This is a genomic window from Anaerophilus nitritigenes (genome assembly GCF_004138215.1).
In the GTDB taxonomy this organism is placed as follows: Bacteria; Bacillota; Clostridia; order Peptostreptococcales; family Thermotaleaceae; genus Anaerophilus; species Anaerophilus nitritogenes.
This window is the reverse complement of record NZ_RYYS01000032.1, coordinates 39533-58435: the sequence shown is the minus strand read 5'-3', so window position 1 is coordinate 58435 and position 18903 is coordinate 39533. Positions and strand designations below refer to the sequence as shown.

The following is an 18903-nucleotide window of genomic DNA, read 5'->3' as shown; positions in this document are numbered from 1 at the left end:
CACATTCCTTTCTATTTTTTCATAAATATTTCTACTATGTAAATCATGCAATATGCAATTCCAGAACCAATCAAAGGTCCTACAGGATATCCTTTAAATGCTAACATCCCTATTATGGTACCCACAACAACAGAGGTTACTGTAGAAGGTTCTATTTCTAGAAGGTATCCTCCTTTTGCTCCAAAGATAGCTACTAATAATCCTGCTAAAATACCTATAAATCCTTTATACGTTTTAAAAGTCATAAGCATAGATACTACATCTAATTCTCCTAGTGCAAAAGGTGTCAATGTTCCTATCATCAATAAAATAAGACCTATATCGAATCCATATTGATCTAAAAAAACAAGAATAGTATTAGAAAAACTTTGAATTTCTCCTCCCATTTGACCAAGAAACATCAAAAAAATCAAACCACTTGCAGCTAAAGCTAAAGCATTATTTTTGCCAATCATAGCCAAAATCAATAAAACTAATAAAGTAATACCACCTAAATATTCTTGATTCATAATCTAACTCCTATATATTTTTTAGTCATAACCTTCGTATGAAACCTTATCGTTCTTAATATTATATAGGATTATATTTCCCCTAATTATTATAAATGACTTATCTACTTTATTCAATAATATCCTTATGGATGTACTAAATATATAAATAATATAATTTTTATTTTGTATATAGTATTTTATATATTTTATAACTTCTCTTTACTTTTTTTACATAATTCTTTGTTTCCGGAAATGGAATATCTTCTAAAGTTTCGCCATCTTTACTATAACGAATATCTTTTAACCATTTATTCACATTTCCACTTCCTCCATTATAAGCTGCAAGCATCAATTCTAAATTTCCATCAAATTCACTTCTTAATCGATTTAAATACCAACAACCCATCATAATATTTATCTCTGGTATAAATAAAAATGTTTCATCATATTTATCAATTTTCAATTCTTTTGAGGCCCAGTTTCCAGTTATTGGAGCAATTTGCATAAGACCCTTGGCTTCTCTATGTGATTTTGCTTTTTCGTCAAATTTACTTTCTGTTCGAATAATTGCTGTAATTAAATAGGGATCTAAATCATATTTTTTTGCATATCTTAAAATAAGATCTTCATAGTAAATAGGATATATTATTTTAAATATAGCATGTATACTATAAAATCCTATTACTAGTACTAGTATAATAACTATTAATTTTAATATCTTTTTATATTTACTTATATCTATCAAAAGCAAATGGATCCCTCCATCAATATTCACTCACCCTTTTTAACTCCTTTTGTATTTTATTTGTCAAATCCTCTATACTACCACTATTATCCAAAACAACATGAGCATATTTCTTTTTTTCCTCTGTAGACATTTGAGCATCTATTCTTTTTTTTGCATCTTCAAAAGAAAATCCATCTCTATCCATAATTCTATGTATCTGTATTTTCTCATCTGCTATCACAAGCCAAATTTCATTTACCAAATAACCTATATTCATTTCAATTAATAAAGCTGCATCTATAATTATAACAGGATCTGTAGACAATTTTCTATACATATTTATTTTATTAGTAATTTCATCTATTATTCTTTTATGGGTAATCTCATTTAATTTTTTTAGTTTGTCTTCATTAGAAAATACAATATTCCCTAATTTTTTTCTATCTAAAGTACCATCTTGTTGAACAATCTCTTCTCCAAAATATTCTACAATTTCAAAAAAAGCTTCTTGTTTCGGCTTAACAATTGCTCTTGCTACCAAATCTGCATCAATTACTGGAATCCCTAAATTTTTTATAATTGAAGAAGCTGTACTTTTTCCTGTAGCAATTCCTCCTGTAAGACCAATGACTTTCATATTTTACTTCCTTTCATCACTTTGTATCATACCAGCTATCCCCTATATTCATATCTACATTCAATGAAACTTGTAAACTTATAGCATTTTCCATTTCTTCTTTTACAAGTTTTTTTACTTCTTGTATTTCATCTTTATGAGTTTCTACTATGAGTTCATCATGAACTTGTAGGATTAATTTGGATTTTAATTTTTGACTCTTTAATTTTTCATATACTCGAATCATAGCAATTTTTATAATATCTGCCGCACTTCCTTGGATAGGTGTATTCATCGCAGTTCTTTCTCCAAAAGAACGTATATTAAAATTTTTGGATTTTAATTCAGGAATATATCTTCTCCTATTTAAAATCGTTGTTACATATCCTTTTTCTTTTCCTTCTTTTATAATCTGATCCATATAATTTTTTACACCTTGATATTTATTAAAATATTCATCTATATATCTTTGAGCCTCTTTTTTAGTAATATGTAAGTTTTCAGACAAACCATAGTCACTAATTCCATAGACAATTCCAAAATTTACTGCCTTTGCTCTACTTCTTTGTAGAGAACTTACTTCTTCTATAGGAATATGAAATACTTTGGAGGCTGTAGAGGCATGAATATCTTGTTCTTCATGAAAAGCCTCTATTAAATTTTCATCTTCTGAAATGTGAGCTAGTATTCTTAATTCAATTTGAGAATAATCTGCATCTAATAAAACATAATCTTCATTAGTAGGAACAAATACTTTTCTTATTTTTCTCCCTGCTTCTAGCTTGATAGGGATATTTTGAAGATTTGGTTCTGTACTACTAATTCTTCCTGTAGATGTTACTGTTTGATGAAAACTAGAATGAATTTTATGTGTATTAGGATTAATAACTCCTATAAGTCCATCTATATATGTAGTTTTTAATTTCACAAGTTGCCTATATTCTATAATTTTAGAAATAATAGGATGCTTATCGTAAAGTTTTTCTAATACTTCAATATTTGTAGAATAACCTGTTTTTGTTTTTTTCATAGGTGGCAATTTTAGTTTATCAAATAAAATTTCTCCTAATTGCTTTGTAGAGTTAATATTAAATATACCTTCTGAATACTCATAAATTTCTTGTGTCAAAGTATTGATTTTTTTATCTAATTCTTTTCCTATCTCCTCAAGTCTTATTTGATCTACATAAAATCCCTCAAACTCCATAGCTGCTAATACTTTCATAAGAGGAATTTCAATATCATAATATAAGTGATCAAGATTATCCTCTTTTATCTTTTTTATCATATTTTCTTTCGTTTTTCTTACAGTATTACAAATTCCATAACCATATTGAATTAATTTTTCTTCATCTACTTGATCATAATCCATTCTCTTTTTTCCTTTTCCTAAAAGCTCCTCTTCTCCTATAATATTTTCACTCAAATATTCATAGGCAATATCTTCTATGGCATAAGATTTTCTTGTAGGATCTATTAAATATAATGCAATAGATAAATCAAAATCTATTCCTTCAAAATTCATATCATATCCAAATAAAGATAATATATCTTTTTTCATTTCAAATCCATATTTTTTAATATCTATATCTTCAAAAATATCTTTTAATTCTATAAAAAATTCATTATTATTTTTTATATCAACAAAATAATTCAAATCATCTATTTGAATATAAATTCCTAAAATTACATCTTTTACAATATTTTTTTCACTAGCAAATATTTTGACATACATTTCTTTTTTTTCTTTAATTTTATCTTTTAATTGATCTAATGTTTCTTTGTTGTCAATTTTAATAATTTCTATATGCTCATTTTGTTGTGGTATAGGCTCTTGATCTTTTAACTTATCTAAAAACTTTTTAAACTCTAATTTGTAAAAAATCTCTGTTAATTTTTTTGTATCAGGCTTTGTTCTTCTAAACTCATCTACAGACATTTCTACTGGAACATTTAGCATAATCGTAGCTAATCTTTTACTTAAAACAGCTTGTTGTGCATATTCCTCTAATTTTTCTCTCATTTTGGGACTTGATACTTGCTCTATATTTTCTAATAAATTTTCTATACTACCAAACTCCTTAATAAGCTTTATTGCAGTCTTTTCTCCAATACCTGGAACTCCAGGAATATTATCTGATTTATCTCCCATAAGCCCTTTTACATCTATAAACTGTATAGGAGTAACCTCATACTGATCTATAAATGTTTTTTGATCATATTCATCTAGGTTGCTTACTCCTTTTTTAGTAATAAAGACTTTTGTTTTTTCAGAAATCAATTGTAGTGCATCTTTATCTCCAGTAATCACAATTGGATGAATATTTTGTGTCTCACTATAATTTACAATGGTCCCAATTAAATCATCTGCTTCAAAGCCATCTATCTCTACTCTATGAATATGAAAAGCATCTAAAATTTCCTTTAAAACAGGAAATTGTTCTGCTAACTCAGGAGGCATTTTTTTTCTTCCTGCTTTGTATTCATCAAAAGCTTTATGTCTAAAAGTAGGTGATTTTCTATCAAAAGCTACTGTAATGTACTCTGGATCATAATCTTCAAATATTTTATATAACATACTGACAAATCCATATACAGCATTTGTATGCACTCCTTCTTTTGTAGTGAGTTCAGGAATAGCATAAAAAGTTCTATTAATTAGACTATTTCCATCTATTACAATGATTTTTTCTTTCAATAAAATCCTCTCCTTGCAAATCTCTTTAAGTTTAACTATATATTTCCCCAAAAAATATATTGTAGTCTTTAACTATATTCTCAATTGATTTGTAAATTCCTCCTTAAAAATCCTATCTAGCGATCTTCATCCCTCATAAAATCATCTTCATGTATTCATTTTATTATACATTGTCTATATATAAAAACAAGCCTTCTTAAAAAGGCTTGTTAAGACTGAATACAAATTGTATTTTAGCAAAGTCATCAAAGTAAGCAACAATTATTAAAAATTTAGTAACATTTTTTATGACTTTGTTTACTCATCATATAAAGATACACAAATCGTGCAAAATTGTATTTCTTCATTTAAATTTTTCACTTCTTCTTTTAATTCATCTATATTCTCATTTACTTTTTTTATTTCTTCTTGAATTTTCTTTATTTGTTCTGAATCATTATGATTGTTCATTTCTTCTTTTAATTTTATTTTTTGATTTTGCAAATTCTTAATTTCTTGTAAAATATTTTCATAATTTCTTGTAATATCTTCATTCTCTATAAAATATTTTTTGACTTCTCCTAATTCTCTTGCCTTTTTTTCAAACTCTGATAGTTTTTCTTTAGGAATATAGACAACCATCTCCTCCGTAGGAGAAAAGTTCATTTTTGTTTTTATATCCTCCATATTATAATCTTTAGAAGTTTCTAAGTTTCCACCAATATTTTGTACTATTTGAATTAATTCATGGCTTGATATATTAATAGTCATAAACCCCTTATATCTTATATGTTGATTGGCCTGTTGCATTCTATAATTTTTCACTGGAAGTGTTTCTTCAGATGCTGCATAAAAATCGATTTTTGAAAGCTGCTCTTGCGTAGGATTTGTAGATTCCTCCTCCAATATATCTTTACTAGTAACAGAATCTTTTGGATTATCATTGTTCTTTTGTAATAAATATTTTTTCACATCTGTATTTAGATCTTTTGTATCTTTTTTATTTTCTTCTGATTTTTTTTCTGGAATTTCTTCATTCTCTACATTCTTTTCTGTATCTAATTGTTTTTGTTTAGAATAATCTATATTCATAGAAGCTATTTCTTCTTTTGGGATATCTTTTGTAAAGTTGAATAAAGACATAGATGTAATACCTATTACCAACATAGCAGCAATAGAAGTAAATGCTTTCCAATTCATATTCTTTATACTTTTTTTGTATTTACTTTTCTGAACATCTACTAATTTTTCATGTAAACTTTCTTCAAACTCCTCTGGCAAATCTATCATAGGCAATTCCTTACATAAAGAAATAGCCTCTAACATCATTTCATATTCTGCTTTGCATTTTTCACATTCTATTAAATGTTTTTTTACTTCTTCCTTTGTAACTTCATCTACTTGCTCATCTATATATAAAGAAATCCACTCTTGTATTTTGGTACAATTCATATGACCCCTCCTTCCTATATTTTGACGTAGTCTTTATCAAAAAGTTCCCCTGACTTTATAATCTTCTTTAAAGCTTGTCTTGCTCTATTGATCCTTGATTTAACCGTCCCTTTAGAACAATTCAATATTTTTGCAATTTCTTCATATGAAAACCCTTGAATATCTCTTAGTATGATTACCGATCTATGATGCTCTGATAAAGAATCAATTGCTTGTTGCATATGTTTTTGAATTTCATTTTTTTCAACGATTTTTTCTGGAGTATTTTCTTCATCTGCTATTTCTCTTAAAACCTTCCCTTTTTCCGTTTCTATATTCTGATCATAAGAATAAATTTTAATTTTCTTTTTCTTTCTTAATACATCTAAACAAGTATTTGTAACAATTTTATAAAGCCAAGTAGAAAAAGTACTTTCCTCCTTAAACTGATCAATATTTTTATATGCTTTTAAAAAAGCATCTTGTGTAGCATCCTTTGCATCTTCTATATTTCCAAGCATTCTATAAGCAATATTAAAAGCAAGTTTTTGGTAATTTTTAATTAAGTTTTCAAAGCTTTCTATATGTCCTTGCTGACTTTTATGTATGAGGCTTTTCTCCTGCACAAAGCTCCCTCCTTTCCTCATAAAAATCCCTATATTTAAGACGAAACTTTTTATAAAAAGTTTCATGTTTTATCAGATTATTTTTTAAAAAATAAAGAACCTACTTACACAGTAGATTCTATCTTGTTTCCAATACTGGAATATTTTTTGTAAGATGATAAGGATGAAAAAAAGATTCAACTATATTTTTTTCATCATCATATATAACAGTAGCATGATGCATAAAATTATTTCTAAAATAATATCTTAAATCAATAGATTTTAATATAATATTATCTTGTTTTTCTAATTGTATCACATGATAAATAGGAGTAAATTCTTTGAAATATTTCCCTACATTTGTTTGTTGAAACATTTTTACTACTTCATCTTGAGGTTTTTTAAATTTTTTTCTTTCTGAAACCTTTCCATTGATAAAATTTACTTGACCTACTAAATGATAGGTAGTAGTACTTACAATGAAATCCCATTTGTGAAAAGCCATAAGTGCTGGCAAAATATTAATATCGACAATCTTATATCCATTGTGATAATATTTTTCTACAATTTTTTTTGCATATATCTTCATACAATATCTAAATCCTAAATATAAGAAGAAAGTAATTCCAATCAAGCTATAAAAAACAAATGACTTTTCTCTTACAAAAATTAGCAATATACATAATAAAGTAATCACAGGATCATAAAGCATCAAAATTCCTATCATAGATTTTTTCTTTGTAAAAGGCATAAATAATTTTGCTCCATAAGAGTTTAAAATATCAAATACTGTATGAGATAAACACCCTAAAAATGTCCAAAATAATACTTGTAAAAATTGAAATTGAAAGAAAAAAGATAATCCTATTGTAATAATTATTGAAAGTCCTATTAAAGATGGTAAAGAATGAGAAATACCTCTATGATGTTTTAAGTAGGTATAATCACCTTTTACTTTCGCAATAATATCAATATCCGGAGACATAGCTCCAATAGCACATCCTAATGATATAGGATGTGTAAGACTTACAGGATCTCCGCTAAATGCAGATATTGCAAGTCCAATTACTCCATGTGTAAGTGGATCCATTTTTTCACCATCCTTTTTATAGTTAATTTCTATATATGATAATATTTTTTTCAATTTTATATAACTTAATCACCAATTTAGTTTACCATAATCCTTTTATATCTTCAAGGAAGATTTTATTATTAAAAATATTTTTTAAGATTTTCTATTGCACTTTGTACATATATATGGTATTATAATTCTTGTTACAAGCCGAAGTGGTGGAATTGGCAGACGCGCTGGACTCAAAATCCAGTGATGGCAACATCGTGCGGGTTCGACCCCCGCCTTCGGCACCAATTAGAAAAAACCTAGGTTATCAAACCTAGGTTTTTTCTATTATCTTCTTCCAAATAATCCTCTTCTTCTACTTAAATATTCTTCGATATGATGAACTCTTTCATGAAGTTCTTCTAATTTTTTCATTTCTTCTGAAAGTATTTTTATTTCTTCATTTAGTTTTTTAAATTCATTTTCTTTTATGAATACATCTTCTATCTTTTGTTTTTCTTTTTTTTCTACTTTTTCTTCTATTTTTATTTTTTCTTCAGATTCCATCACAGATACCTCCTCTTTTTTTTTACAGGAATTTTTTGAACTTCTTTTAAAGGACCAAATCCCATAAATGAAAATTCAGGATATGCTTTACCAAAAGCATAACAAAGTTGATAATTATCTTTTATTTTTTTATAATTTGTATAATATTTATATTGGAAAAATAATATTCCCTTTGACTCTTTCCACAAATAAGGGTCACTCCATGTAATTCCTTCATCTATAGAAAAACTACTAACCACTTGATCATATTCAGTCCAAACGGTCCAAAGTTTTTCTTTTTCTTTTACAAATAATGGATAAGTACAATTTGCAGGATTTGATAAAATATGTTCAATCTTTTTAATAGCCTTATCTTGTTCTAGTCTATATTTTTCATACTTTATCATCAAGTTTCCATCTATATAAGCTGAATAAGTTATATGAATTAAATCTTTATGGATCATAAGTAAATTTAAATATAATTTTTCATAACTAGACCATGTTAATTGTATTGAAGGTTTCCACTCTTGTTTTTGCATATCAAATTCTTTTATAAATATTTGGTCATATCCTTTTATAGACTGATAAAAACCAATCAATAATTTATTTTCATGACTTATGAATTGAAATGGATTTAAAATTTTTGTAATTTCAATATCTTCTACTATAAAGCTTCTCCATTCTTTATCATCATAATAATGATGATAAATTCTATAATACATAGAATTTTCCCTTGCTTTGACGCAATAAAAAATATGAACTTTTCCTTTATATCGTACAATGTTTAAATTCAAAACTTTTAGACTCAAATCTCCTCCTAAAGAATTTTCATACCATACTCCTTTTTTAAAAGTCATAAGTATAATATGACCTTTTGTATTTTGATAGACCACATATAAATCATTTTCATCCATAGCTGCATCAAATTCTTTACTACTATCTTCTATTAGTACTTCTTTTTTATATTCACCTATTTTTTTATCAAAATATGTATAGATTATTTTTCCTTTTTCTTCTTGAAAACTGTATAAATTGCCCACTCCATCATGCATTAAAATATTTTTTTGATTTGAAAATGGCATATTCTCACCACCTAATTACAAATTTCATAAGTTTCAACTTTTCTTTTATTATCATATTTAACAAACAAGAAATATATGACAAAATCTATTTCATGAAATGGCACACAATTTTTTTGTCATGAATATACTAGCATTGAGAGAAGATAATCTCTAAATATAAAAGGAGGTCAAAACTATGGGATGTAATAGTAATACAAGACCTGCAAGTCTTGCTATTAGTGATAAATGCTGTACTGCAACTACTGGATGTCATTTTGATGGGTCACTTAGAAATGTAGTGGCTGAACCTGTATATGTTCAAAAGGTTTATGATGCTGCACTATTTAATTTACAAGGATTAAGAACAATCTCTTGCCAACCTCTTCAACCTAATTTAGGTAGTAATTCAAGAATCACAAGAGTATTAGATATTCGATGCAGAAAGTTCTTTAATCCTGCAAATATAAATGATGAAAGAAATTTAAAGGTAAAACCTATTACAACTGTTTCTGGAGCAGATTTTGTTGAAGATGGATGTGGAAAGCCTATACAAGTAATCGGCCCAGATGGTACAAAATCAGAAAAAATTCTTTATACAAATACAGAATCATGTGATAATGAATTTAAAGGAACTCCTATTTTTGGAACACAAAATGTAGAGATTACTGGAAATGTAGTTATTGAAATTGATATAATCTATACAGATAACTGTGATAAACAATGTCCAATTACACTTACAGCTAATGTTCCTATTGCTAGAGATGGCTCTCCTCTTATACTCACAAACTTCTTTGAATTATGTATGCCATCTGTATTTGATACAGCATTTTTACCAAGATTTACTGAATTTTGTAATATTGATTGCGAAACTAGACTTGCAACCAATAGCATCTTAAGAGATTTTAGTATAGATCCGAATACTGGAGCAGTTTGTGTAAACTTAATTATCGCTTTATGTGTAACTTGCGAAAAGAAAATTATTGTTCCTGTACAACTTTGTGTATTATCTACAGGATTCCCTGTACTTGAAGCAGACACATCTCCAATATGTACAACATTCCCTCAATTATTCCCAAATCAAATCGATGATAAAAGAAAGCCATGCAGACAAGATGCAGCAGAACAAGTAGAAGAAACTCAAGTGCAAGCTTCTGAAGACAACTATTGTGAAGATTAATGCATAAAATCCAAGGTATTCTACCTTGGATTTACATAACTATTATTTAGATAATCTTTTTTTATTCATGCTTATGTAATTTTTATCAAATTTTTCTAGTTTCAAACAACTATTTATAGCAATAGCAACTATAATTCCTATTAAAGTATCTATAATCCTATTAATTGCATACACTTGAGATGGAACACCTTTTAAATTGGTCATTATAGCTAAAAATACTATACATGCAATCCCTACAGAATCATTTTGTTTACATATATTACATAAATAAATTACCAAGACAATCCCTAATCCACAAATTAAAGGAGTGGAGTCTGTGATCATGGAAAAACAAAGTCCTATCCCTCCTCCTAAGATCGTTCCAATCATCCTATTTTCCCCTATTATAAAAGAATTATGAATAGATGATTTTGTACAGATTACTGCTGCAATACATGCATAAAATGGATAGGGTCTACCTAATATTTGAAATATACTAATGCAAACATACACTGAAATTGCTGTTTTTATATTGCGAAGACCTATTTTTACCATGAAATTTTTCAGCCTTTCTATTGATCGTCCTATAGATACTGTTATTTTATCACAACTACTTTACATATTCAAAACCAAATTGTAAATTCATGTCAAACAAACTCATATTTTGATCATATAAAAAGAGAGTTATTGAATTTTAAAATGGTTTTACAGTCATTATGATCTGCTAACCTTAAAATCCTTTAACTCTCTTTGTTTTTTTGACAAATTTCCAGTAATTTATTGGAATCTGCCTCCCTTCTTTATCAATCAAATACTGTTTTTTATTAACAGTTAAAATACTTGGATTTGTTTTAAAGAGAAATATTCTCCCCTTCAAACCCAATTACTTATTATTTTAGAAATTTGTATTTAATTGATATTATTTTTATACCCTAGATAAAAATAAAAAAACATTTTTATTTTTTAGTTTTTTATCTTTACTCATCGCTAGATTTTTTTGTTTATCTTATATAATTAAGCAATTTATTTTCTTTAAATAATGAAAACCCAATAAATCCCTCGTTGATTAAATACTCTTGAGCTTTGAAATCATCTAATGATACTGAAAAACTTTGGATAGGTTGTATAGTCTTTATTGGTTCTAATTCTCTATGCAGAATAAATCTATATAAACCATCATTTATATCTTTTCCCGTTTGATATTTTTCTTTTAACGCTTTAATCTTAAGACCATTTTTCATATTATTAAAAAGACTAAATAAATTAAACGGAGAAACTGTACACATTAAATGCTTATACCCTAGATTTTTTGTTAAGCGTATCACCTCTTGTAATGTCATACTTTGTAAGTTGTTTCCTCTATAGTCAGGATGAACTACTGTAGTTTCTAAATGAACTACTTTTTCAAACTCACTTTCTGGTAAATGAATATCATTTCCTAAGTTTCTATTTGATAATCCAGGAAAAGCAATGTACCTATAGCCAATCAACTGATTATTGCTATTAAAAATCCCAATAACTTTAGCACCTAATTCCATATCCGTTCTCATTTCATCATATGAATCCGTATATAAAATTTGCTTGTTACTAAGATTCTCATACACAAAATTTTGAAGTAAAACAACTTCTTTTAATTCTTCTATATGAATCAATCTCATAATATAAGAATCCTTTACCATATTCTCCCCATTACGTTTATTCAATATTCCTCTTTTCAATTCCATACCTATACCTCCTTCTTGCATTTTAACTAATATCATCTAACTACTTAATTCGATCTAACGAGTTGTTTCTTTTATTATACCCCATACAACTTGTATTAATCAATATAGTTATATCATTTTTTATAATTTTTATAAAATTTAAACAGTTCTAAATAAATCTATCCTTCAATACAAACAATCTATACATGTATTAGTATTTTGTCCTAGTACATTTAGTAATTTTCTTTGCTCTTCTTCTGTATTATAAAAGTCTCCACTAGTATAAAATTCATCATATCCCTTTATTAATTCAATCTAAAATCAATAATTATATAACATACTGTTGCAAACTCTTTGCCGTTGCCCTACTAATATTACAGGGTCTCTTTTTTTAATTATATAAAAAAACACTCACTTTTAGTGAGTGTTTTTATCATTTAAAATCGAGCAAGTCTATAAGCCGAGTTCTGTATTAAATGATCATCTATCTAGGTCTACTGTTGCCAGTAGACTCAAGCGACCTACCACGGGACGCGACGGGCAGCCGCTTTTTTGTCCCTACTTGGTCTTGCTCCGGGTGGGGTTTACATAGCAGACTAGTCGCCTAGCCTCTGGTGAGCTCTTACCTCACCTTTCCATCCTTACCAACAAAGATTGGCGGTTTCTTTCTGTTGCACTTTCCTTAGAGTCACCTCCACTGGGTATTACCCAGCACCCTTGCCCTACGGAGCTCGGACTTTCCTCGTCCATGCATAGCATGAGCCGCGATCATCTGACTTACTCGAAATATTTATTTTTAGTGACAAGTAATATATTATCATAAATTATATAGTTTGTCAAAATCCAGTTATTGTAAATCACGAGTTGAAAATAATATTCTTCCGCAGTTCTCACACAAAGTTAGTTTATCTTTTTTTAAATTTTGCAAAGTCATAATAGATACATCCATATGGCATCCCGTACAAATATTTTCATCTATCAACAATGCAATAGGATGATTTTTTTTGCTCTTTACCTCTGTATATAGTTTTAAATAATTCTCATTTATTTTTTGTAAAAGCTCTTTTTTTTCTTTTATTTCTTCTTCTATTTCCTTTTTCATTTTCTCTATTTCTATCTTATTTTTATTAATTTGTTCTTTAATTTCAATTCCTAAACTCTTTCCTTTTATACTCATCTGTTTTATTTCTTCTTCTATTTTGTATAAATTTTCCATATAAGTTAATATAACTTGATCTATTTTATTAATCATCTCTTTCATTTTTTCTTCTTCTTCATATAAAGCTTCTAATTGTTTTGTATCCTTAATACTACCTCCATACAATTTTTCTTTTATTTCTTTTTCTTCATAAGAAATTTCTTTTACTTTTTTTTCTTCTTTATATAACATATTTTCAACTTTTTCTTTTTCATTTTTTTTATTTTCATAAAACTCTTTTAAATTCTTGTATTCACTTACTTTTTTATGTAAATCATCATCTTTTCCAATGCTATCTAATTCCTTTTTATTTTTTTTGATTTTGTCTTCTGCTTCTTGTAATTTCCATAAATATTTTTTTTGACTCATACCATTCACCCTTTCTAAAATTATCTTTAATTTTATCAAACACATAATCTAGCACTTCTTCAAAAGAAAAACCATATAAGAATAGGCTATAGCCTATTCTTATATGGTTTTAAATGGATTGATCTCCTCATCACTTAATAATACTTCTAGATTGTATTGATTCATTTTTATCTTATTTTGTAACATCTCAAATAATGGTCTACAAATAATATTTTCTGTTTCAAAATGACCTGCATCAATCACCGCCATACCTAAAGCATTGGCATATTGGGCATCATGATATTTTACATCTCCTGTAATATAGCAATCACATCCCATTTTATGTGCATGATCAATAAATTCTGCTCCACTGCCTGTACAAAGTCCTACTTTTTTAATTTCTTTTTGTGGATTTCCTATAAACTTAATTGTTTTCATATTTAATTTTTCTTTTATTTTTTCACAAAACATAGACAAAGTCATATTTTCTTCTAATTGTCCCACTCTTCCTAATCCTTCATAATCAATTTCATTATCTAGTGGAATAATATCATATGCTACTTCTTCATAAGGATGTGCTTGCATCATATTTTCAATTATTTTATGTAAATCTTTTTTTGCTATAATACTTTCTAATCTATATTCACATACTTTTTCTAATTTTCTTTGACTTCCTATAAAAGGATTTGTTCCTTCTAAGGGCATAAAAGTTCCGATTCCTTCACTTCTAAAAGTACACTGACTATAATTTCCTATATGACCTGCTCCATGAATACAAATCACTTCTCTTACTTTATCCACATAGTCCTTTGGTACATATACTACTAATTTTAGATATTTTTCTTGATAAGTTTTTACAAGAGGAGTTACCCCTACTAAATCTAGCATTTGTGCTAAAACATCACTTGTTCCTCCCTTTGCCACATCTAAATTTGTATGGGCACAATAAAGAGAAATATCATGTTTAATAAGTCTATAGATCATATTTTGGATAGGATCATCTCTTTTGATTTTTGTTACTGGTTTAAAAATCAAAGGATGATGACAAATAATTATATCTATCTTCTTATGTATGGCTTCATCTATAATATTTTGAGTTACTTCAAGACATACTAATATTTTATTTACTTCCTCTTCAAACGCTCCTATTTGAAGTCCTACATTGTCCCAGCTTTCTGCTAAATAAGAAGGTGCTATTTCTTCCATAATACGAGTAATATTTTTTATTGTCTCACCCACGATAGCACCTCCTCTAATTTTCTTAATTCTTCTATACATTCATTTCTTTTTTGATTTGCCTTATCACTTGTTTGTCCCTCTAAATTTTCAAAAATATTTTTTTGTTTTTGAATATGTTTTTGGATAAAAACTTCTAATAAAGGATCTTTATTCTCAATTAGTTTTTTTCCAATTTTATAATAAATTCCATCTTCTACAATTTGTTCTCCATTTTCTACAACCATGATCTCATAGATTCTGTGATCTTCTTTTTCTAATTTTTCATCTATGATTTTAAAATGATTTTGAATAAGCCACTTTCTTAGATCTTCTTGAGCTACCATTGGTTGAAGTATAAATTTTTTTATGGATTTTGTCAAATCTAAATCATTTTTTAATATATCTCTTATGAGTAAACCTCCCATTCCCGCAATAATTACTGTATCTACCTCATAAGGCTTTATAGGGATGAGTCCGGTTCCTAATCTAGTTTCTATATATTTTTCTAAACAATGCTCTTTGATGGTTTCTTTTGCACTGTTTAAAGGCCCTTCATTTACATCTGTAGCAAAAACTTTTTTAGATATATTATTTGTAACTAAATACACAGGAATATATCCATGATCTGTTCCTATATCTGCAACAACAGATCCTTTTTTCACAAATTTTGTAATAGCCAATAATCGATTGGTAAGTTTCATATACATTCCTCTCTTAAATATTCTATAATTTTTTAAAAATTCCTTTTTTATAATCCATAGGAAATTATTCAATCACATTTTTTTCATCTTTATGTACAACACTAAATAAAAGGAGGCACAATGATGAAAAATAATCGTAATAAACCTAAAGAATCTTTGCCTCATTTTAAATGGGGAGGAACTACTCCCGAGTGGGAATATGAAGCAAAAAATCTAGTTGACTATATAGATCATGAAGATGAAGAATCTAAAGAAGAAAAAGAAAAAAAGATTGCTTATGGTACTCAAAAACAATATTGGTAGACAATAAAGATTCGCAAAATCTGCGAATCTTTATTCTAAATAATCTTTTAATTTTTTGCTTCTACTAGGATGTCTTAACTTTCTTAAAGCCTTAGCTTCTATTTGTCTAATTCTTTCTCTTGTTACATCAAATTTCTTTCCTACTTCTTCTAATGTTCTTGCACGTCCATCATCTAATCCAAATCTTAATCTTAAAACTTTTTGTTCTCTTGGGGTAAGTGTATCTAATACTTCTACTAATTGCTCTTTTAACATAGAAAACGCAGCTGCTTCTGCTGGTGCCGGTGCATCATCATCTGGAATAAAATCTCCTAAATGGCTATCTTCCTCTTCTCCTATAGGCGTTTCCAAAGAAACTGGTTCTTGTGCTATTTTTAATATATCTCTTACTTTATCTTCAGGCAAATCCATTTCCTTTGCAATCTCTTCCGGCTTTGGTTCTCTACCTAATTCTTGCAAAAGTTGTCTTGATACTCTAATGAGTTTATTAATCGTCTCTACCATATGAACAGGAATTCTAATAGTTCTTGCTTGGTCTGCAATGGCTCTTGTAATTGCCTGTCTGATCCACCATGTTGCATAAGTACTAAATTTATACCCTTTTCTCCAGTCAAATTTTTCAACAGCTTTAATAAGTCCTAAATTTCCTTCTTGTATTAAGTCTAAAAAAAGCATTCCTCTTCCTACATATCTCTTAGCAATACTTACAACTAACCGTAGATTCGCTTCACAAAGTCTTTTCTTTGCTTCTTCGTCTCCTTGTTCCATTTTTTTTGCTAATTCTATTTCTTCTACAGCAGAAAGTAGTGGTACTTTTCCAATTTCTTTTAAATACATTCTAACAGGATCATCTATATTGATCCCTTTTGGAATAGAAAGATCTAACTCCACAACTTCTTCTTCTTCCGTCTCAGGTATGTCCTCTATGTCTTCATCTTTGTCTCCTACAATATCTATACCCATTGCAGCTAAATGATCATATACTTCTTCTACTTGCTCTTTATCTAAGTCTATTTCCTCTAAGGTATCCATAATCTCAGTATAAGTGAGCATGCCTCTTTTTTTGCCTTTTTCAATTAAAGTCTTTACAGACTGAACTTTTTTTTCTTTATTTTGCTGTTTTTTGGCCATCACATTCCCTCCTTTCTAAAACTACTATTGTTTCTTTAGTTCTTTTAATAACTTCTCGTAATCTATACATAACTCCCTGATCCTCACTATCTCATTTGGTGTTTTATCTTCCATTTTTTCTATTCTTTTCAATTCATTTTCTATTTCTATTTTTCTTGTTATCAATTTATGTTTCTTTATAACATCCATATAGTCTATGAAAGCCTTGTTTACGTTTTCTATTGGAACAACTTTTTTGTAAATGTCATGAAGTATAGGAATTTCTTCTTGCTTCAACTTCTCTAAAATCATTTCTATAGAAATAAACTCATTTGTTTCATATAAATCATCCATCACTTTTGCTATTTTTATATGAATCTCATCTATAAAGTCTTCACAAGTCATAATGGCTTTTATTTTATCAAATAACCGTTTATCATCCATCATTAATTTTAATAAACTTTTCTCTGCTTCTATATAACCCATCTTTTGTATAGGCTTGATAGGTTTTATATCATATTTATTAGTATACCTATCGTTTTTACTTCTATACTTATTCTTATAAGATGCACTATCTTTTTGATAATTTCCTTTATTATTTCCATAGATTTCTGATTTTATAGCTTCTGGTGAAATATGTGCAGCTAAAGCTATCTTTTGTATATACGCATCTAATTCTATAGGACTTTTTAATGTCTTTAATATGTAAGTGATGGACTGTACAAATTTTATTTTCCCCTCTGTAGTCGTAAGATCATTTTCATTATGAGCTAATTTAATTTTATAGTCTACTAAAGGTAAAGCTTTTTTTATTTTTTCTAAAAAAGCATCTTTTCCTTTTTTCCTAACATATTCATCTGGATCAACTCCATCAGCAAGCTCTATTACCTTTATACTACATCCTACATCTTTTAAAACATCTAGTCCTCTTAATGTTGCTGCTTTTCCTGCTGTATCTCCATCATAAGCTATGATTACTTCATCTGCATATCTTTTTAACAAATACCCTTGACTCTTTGTAAGCGCTGTTCCTAGTGATGCAACAACATTATAGATCCCGCCTTCATAAAGACCTATCACATCCATATATCCTTCTACTACTACAATTTGTTTTTTCTTTCTAATTACATCTTTTGACAAATTTAATCCATATAAATGATTTCCTTTATTAAACACAGGAGTTTCAGGAGAATTTAAATATTTAGGCTCACCTTTATCAATGATTCTGCCTCCAAATCCTATCACTTTGCCTGCCACATTAATAATCGGAAATATCACTCTATTTCTAAATCTATCGTAATAACCATCTTTTGTTTTTCTTTTGATCACTAATCCTGCTTTATAAATAAGATTTTGATCATATCCTTTAGTTAAAAGATATCTATTCAGCAGCTCCCACTGATCTTTTGCATATCCTAACCCAAATTTTTTGATGGTCTGACTATTTAATCCTCTTTCATAGAAATACTTTAATCCATCATTTCTTGTTTGAAAAAGATTTTTATAATAAAATAATGCAGCTTCTCTATTGATTTCATATAATTGATTTTTAATATGAATTTCTTCTTTTTCACGATCAGATGTCGTGTACTCTTCTATAGAGATCCCTGCCCAATCTCCTAACATATGTATAGCATCTATAAAATCTATATGCTCCATCTGCATCACAAAATGAATAGCATCTCCTGATTGACCACAACCAAAACAATGATAAAATTGTTTTTCTTCAGATACTACAAAAGATGGTGTCTTTTCATGATGAAAAGGACATAATCCTTTGTATGTAGATCCACTTTTTTTAAGGGGGACATATCTAGATACTACATCTATAATATGATTTCTTTCTTTTATTTCTTCAATTAATTCTTCATCAAAATAATTACTCATTTTCATCACCTATATTATCCTTTTCTCCATATATATGAAATTTCCTTCTTTCATAAAGTTTAATC

18 protein-coding genes, 1 tRNA gene and 1 other RNA gene are annotated in these 18903 nt (G+C 28.0%); 3 read left to right on the top strand and 17 right to left on the bottom strand.

What is annotated here, in order from left to right:
- Positions 1–11 precede the first annotated feature (11 nt).
- The 7 genes from EK368_RS04480 to EK368_RS04450 all read right to left on the bottom strand — a co-directional run bounded on the left by EK368_RS04480 (position 12) and on the right by EK368_RS04450 (position 7637).
- On the bottom strand, positions 12–509 hold the full coding sequence (locus tag EK368_RS04480; protein ID WP_129596830.1) for a DUF441 domain-containing protein: 498 nt from the start codon (positions 507–509) through the stop codon (positions 12–14).
- A 160-nt stretch (positions 510–669) separates the two neighbouring features.
- Positions 670–1242: a lytic transglycosylase domain-containing protein gene (locus EK368_RS04475; RefSeq protein WP_243109360.1), complete on the bottom strand. Its 573-nt coding sequence runs from the start codon at positions 1240–1242 to the stop codon at positions 670–672.
- A 13-nt stretch (positions 1243–1255) separates the two neighbouring features.
- A complete protein-coding gene (gene coaE / locus EK368_RS04470; RefSeq protein WP_129596828.1) occupies positions 1256–1855 on the bottom strand; it encodes a dephospho-CoA kinase in 600 nt (199 codons plus the stop codon).
- 16 nt (positions 1856–1871) lie between these two features.
- Positions 1872–4532, bottom strand: a complete 2661-nt coding sequence (gene polA / locus EK368_RS04465) for a DNA polymerase I (RefSeq protein ID WP_129596826.1) — start codon at positions 4530–4532, stop codon at positions 1872–1874.
- 297 nt (positions 4533–4829) lie between these two features.
- Positions 4830–5963: a DUF4349 domain-containing protein gene (locus tag EK368_RS04460; protein WP_129597168.1), complete on the bottom strand. Its 1134-nt coding sequence runs from the start codon at positions 5961–5963 to the stop codon at positions 4830–4832.
- A gap of 14 nt (positions 5964–5977) precedes the next feature.
- Positions 5978–6568 carry an RNA polymerase sigma factor gene (locus EK368_RS04455; RefSeq protein WP_243109359.1) on the bottom strand — a complete coding sequence of 197 codons (591 nt, stop codon included), beginning with the start codon at positions 6566–6568 and terminating at the stop codon, positions 5978–5980.
- 118 nt (positions 6569–6686) lie between these two features.
- Entirely contained in the window at positions 6687–7637 is a 951-nt protein-coding gene (locus tag EK368_RS04450) for a metal-dependent hydrolase (protein WP_129596822.1), read from the bottom strand.
- A gap of 191 nt (positions 7638–7828) precedes the next feature.
- Here EK368_RS04450 and EK368_RS04445 point away from each other — a divergent pair.
- Positions 7829–7915: transfer RNA gene (locus EK368_RS04445), tRNA-Leu, on the top strand.
- Between the two features lie 40 nt (positions 7916–7955).
- Here the strand turns inward: EK368_RS04445 and EK368_RS04440 are convergent.
- Both EK368_RS04440 and EK368_RS04435 read right to left on the bottom strand, forming a co-directional pair.
- Complete coding sequence (locus tag EK368_RS04440) at positions 7956–8174, bottom strand: hypothetical protein (protein WP_129596820.1); 219 nt, start codon at positions 8172–8174, stop codon at positions 7956–7958.
- Positions 8174–9235: a hypothetical protein gene (locus EK368_RS04435; RefSeq protein ID WP_129596818.1), complete on the bottom strand. Its 1062-nt coding sequence runs from the start codon at positions 9233–9235 to the stop codon at positions 8174–8176. Before EK368_RS04435 ends, EK368_RS04440 begins: the two co-directional genes overlap by 1 nt.
- A 175-nt stretch (positions 9236–9410) precedes the next feature.
- On the opposite strand from EK368_RS04435, the gene EK368_RS04430 reads away from it, so the two are divergent.
- Positions 9411–10391, top strand: coding sequence for a hypothetical protein (locus tag EK368_RS04430; protein WP_202976425.1), 981 nt, complete (start codon positions 9411–9413; stop codon positions 10389–10391).
- A 42-nt stretch (positions 10392–10433) separates the two neighbouring features.
- On the opposite strand, the gene EK368_RS04425 is transcribed toward EK368_RS04430, so the two are convergent.
- From EK368_RS04425 to EK368_RS04400, 6 genes are all read right to left on the bottom strand, one after another.
- Positions 10434–10925 (bottom strand): FUSC family protein, encoded by a 492-nt coding sequence (locus EK368_RS04425; protein WP_129596816.1) that lies wholly within the window; start codon positions 10923–10925, stop codon positions 10434–10436.
- Positions 10926–11371: 446 nt separating this feature from the next.
- Positions 11372–12094 (bottom strand): GNAT family N-acetyltransferase, encoded by a 723-nt coding sequence (locus EK368_RS04420; RefSeq protein ID WP_165000321.1) that lies wholly within the window; start codon positions 12092–12094, stop codon positions 11372–11374.
- 419 nt (positions 12095–12513) lie between these two features.
- Positions 12514–12857, bottom strand: an RNA gene (gene rnpB, locus EK368_RS04415) — RNase P RNA component class A.
- Between the two features lie 63 nt (positions 12858–12920).
- Positions 12921–13640: a zinc ribbon domain-containing protein gene (locus tag EK368_RS04410; RefSeq protein ID WP_129596812.1), complete on the bottom strand. Its 720-nt coding sequence runs from the start codon at positions 13638–13640 to the stop codon at positions 12921–12923.
- Positions 13641–13739: 99 nt separating this feature from the next.
- Positions 13740–14858, bottom strand: coding sequence for a Nif3-like dinuclear metal center hexameric protein (locus EK368_RS04405; protein ID WP_165000320.1), 1119 nt, complete (start codon positions 14856–14858; stop codon positions 13740–13742).
- The gene (locus EK368_RS04400) at positions 14843–15538 is read right to left on the bottom strand and encodes a tRNA (adenine(22)-N(1))-methyltransferase (RefSeq protein ID WP_129596809.1); all 696 of its coding nucleotides are present in this window, start codon (positions 15536–15538) and stop codon (positions 14843–14845) included. Before EK368_RS04400 ends, EK368_RS04405 begins: the two co-directional genes overlap by 16 nt.
- Positions 15539–15661: 123 nt before the next feature.
- Here EK368_RS04400 and EK368_RS04395 point away from each other — a divergent pair, with 123 nt between their 5' ends.
- Positions 15662–15841, top strand: a complete 180-nt coding sequence (locus tag EK368_RS04395; RefSeq protein ID WP_129596807.1) for a hypothetical protein — start codon at positions 15662–15664, stop codon at positions 15839–15841.
- A gap of 30 nt (positions 15842–15871) precedes the next feature.
- Here EK368_RS04395 and rpoD read toward each other — a convergent pair whose 3' ends face one another.
- Both rpoD and dnaG read right to left on the bottom strand, forming a co-directional pair.
- A complete protein-coding gene (rpoD, locus tag EK368_RS04390) occupies positions 15872–16972 on the bottom strand; it encodes an RNA polymerase sigma factor RpoD (protein WP_129596805.1) in 1101 nt (366 codons plus the stop codon).
- A gap of 24 nt (positions 16973–16996) precedes the next feature.
- The gene (gene dnaG / locus EK368_RS04385) at positions 16997–18838 is read right to left on the bottom strand and encodes a DNA primase (protein WP_165000319.1); all 1842 of its coding nucleotides are present in this window, start codon (positions 18836–18838) and stop codon (positions 16997–16999) included.
- Positions 18839–18903: the final 65 nt, after the last annotated feature.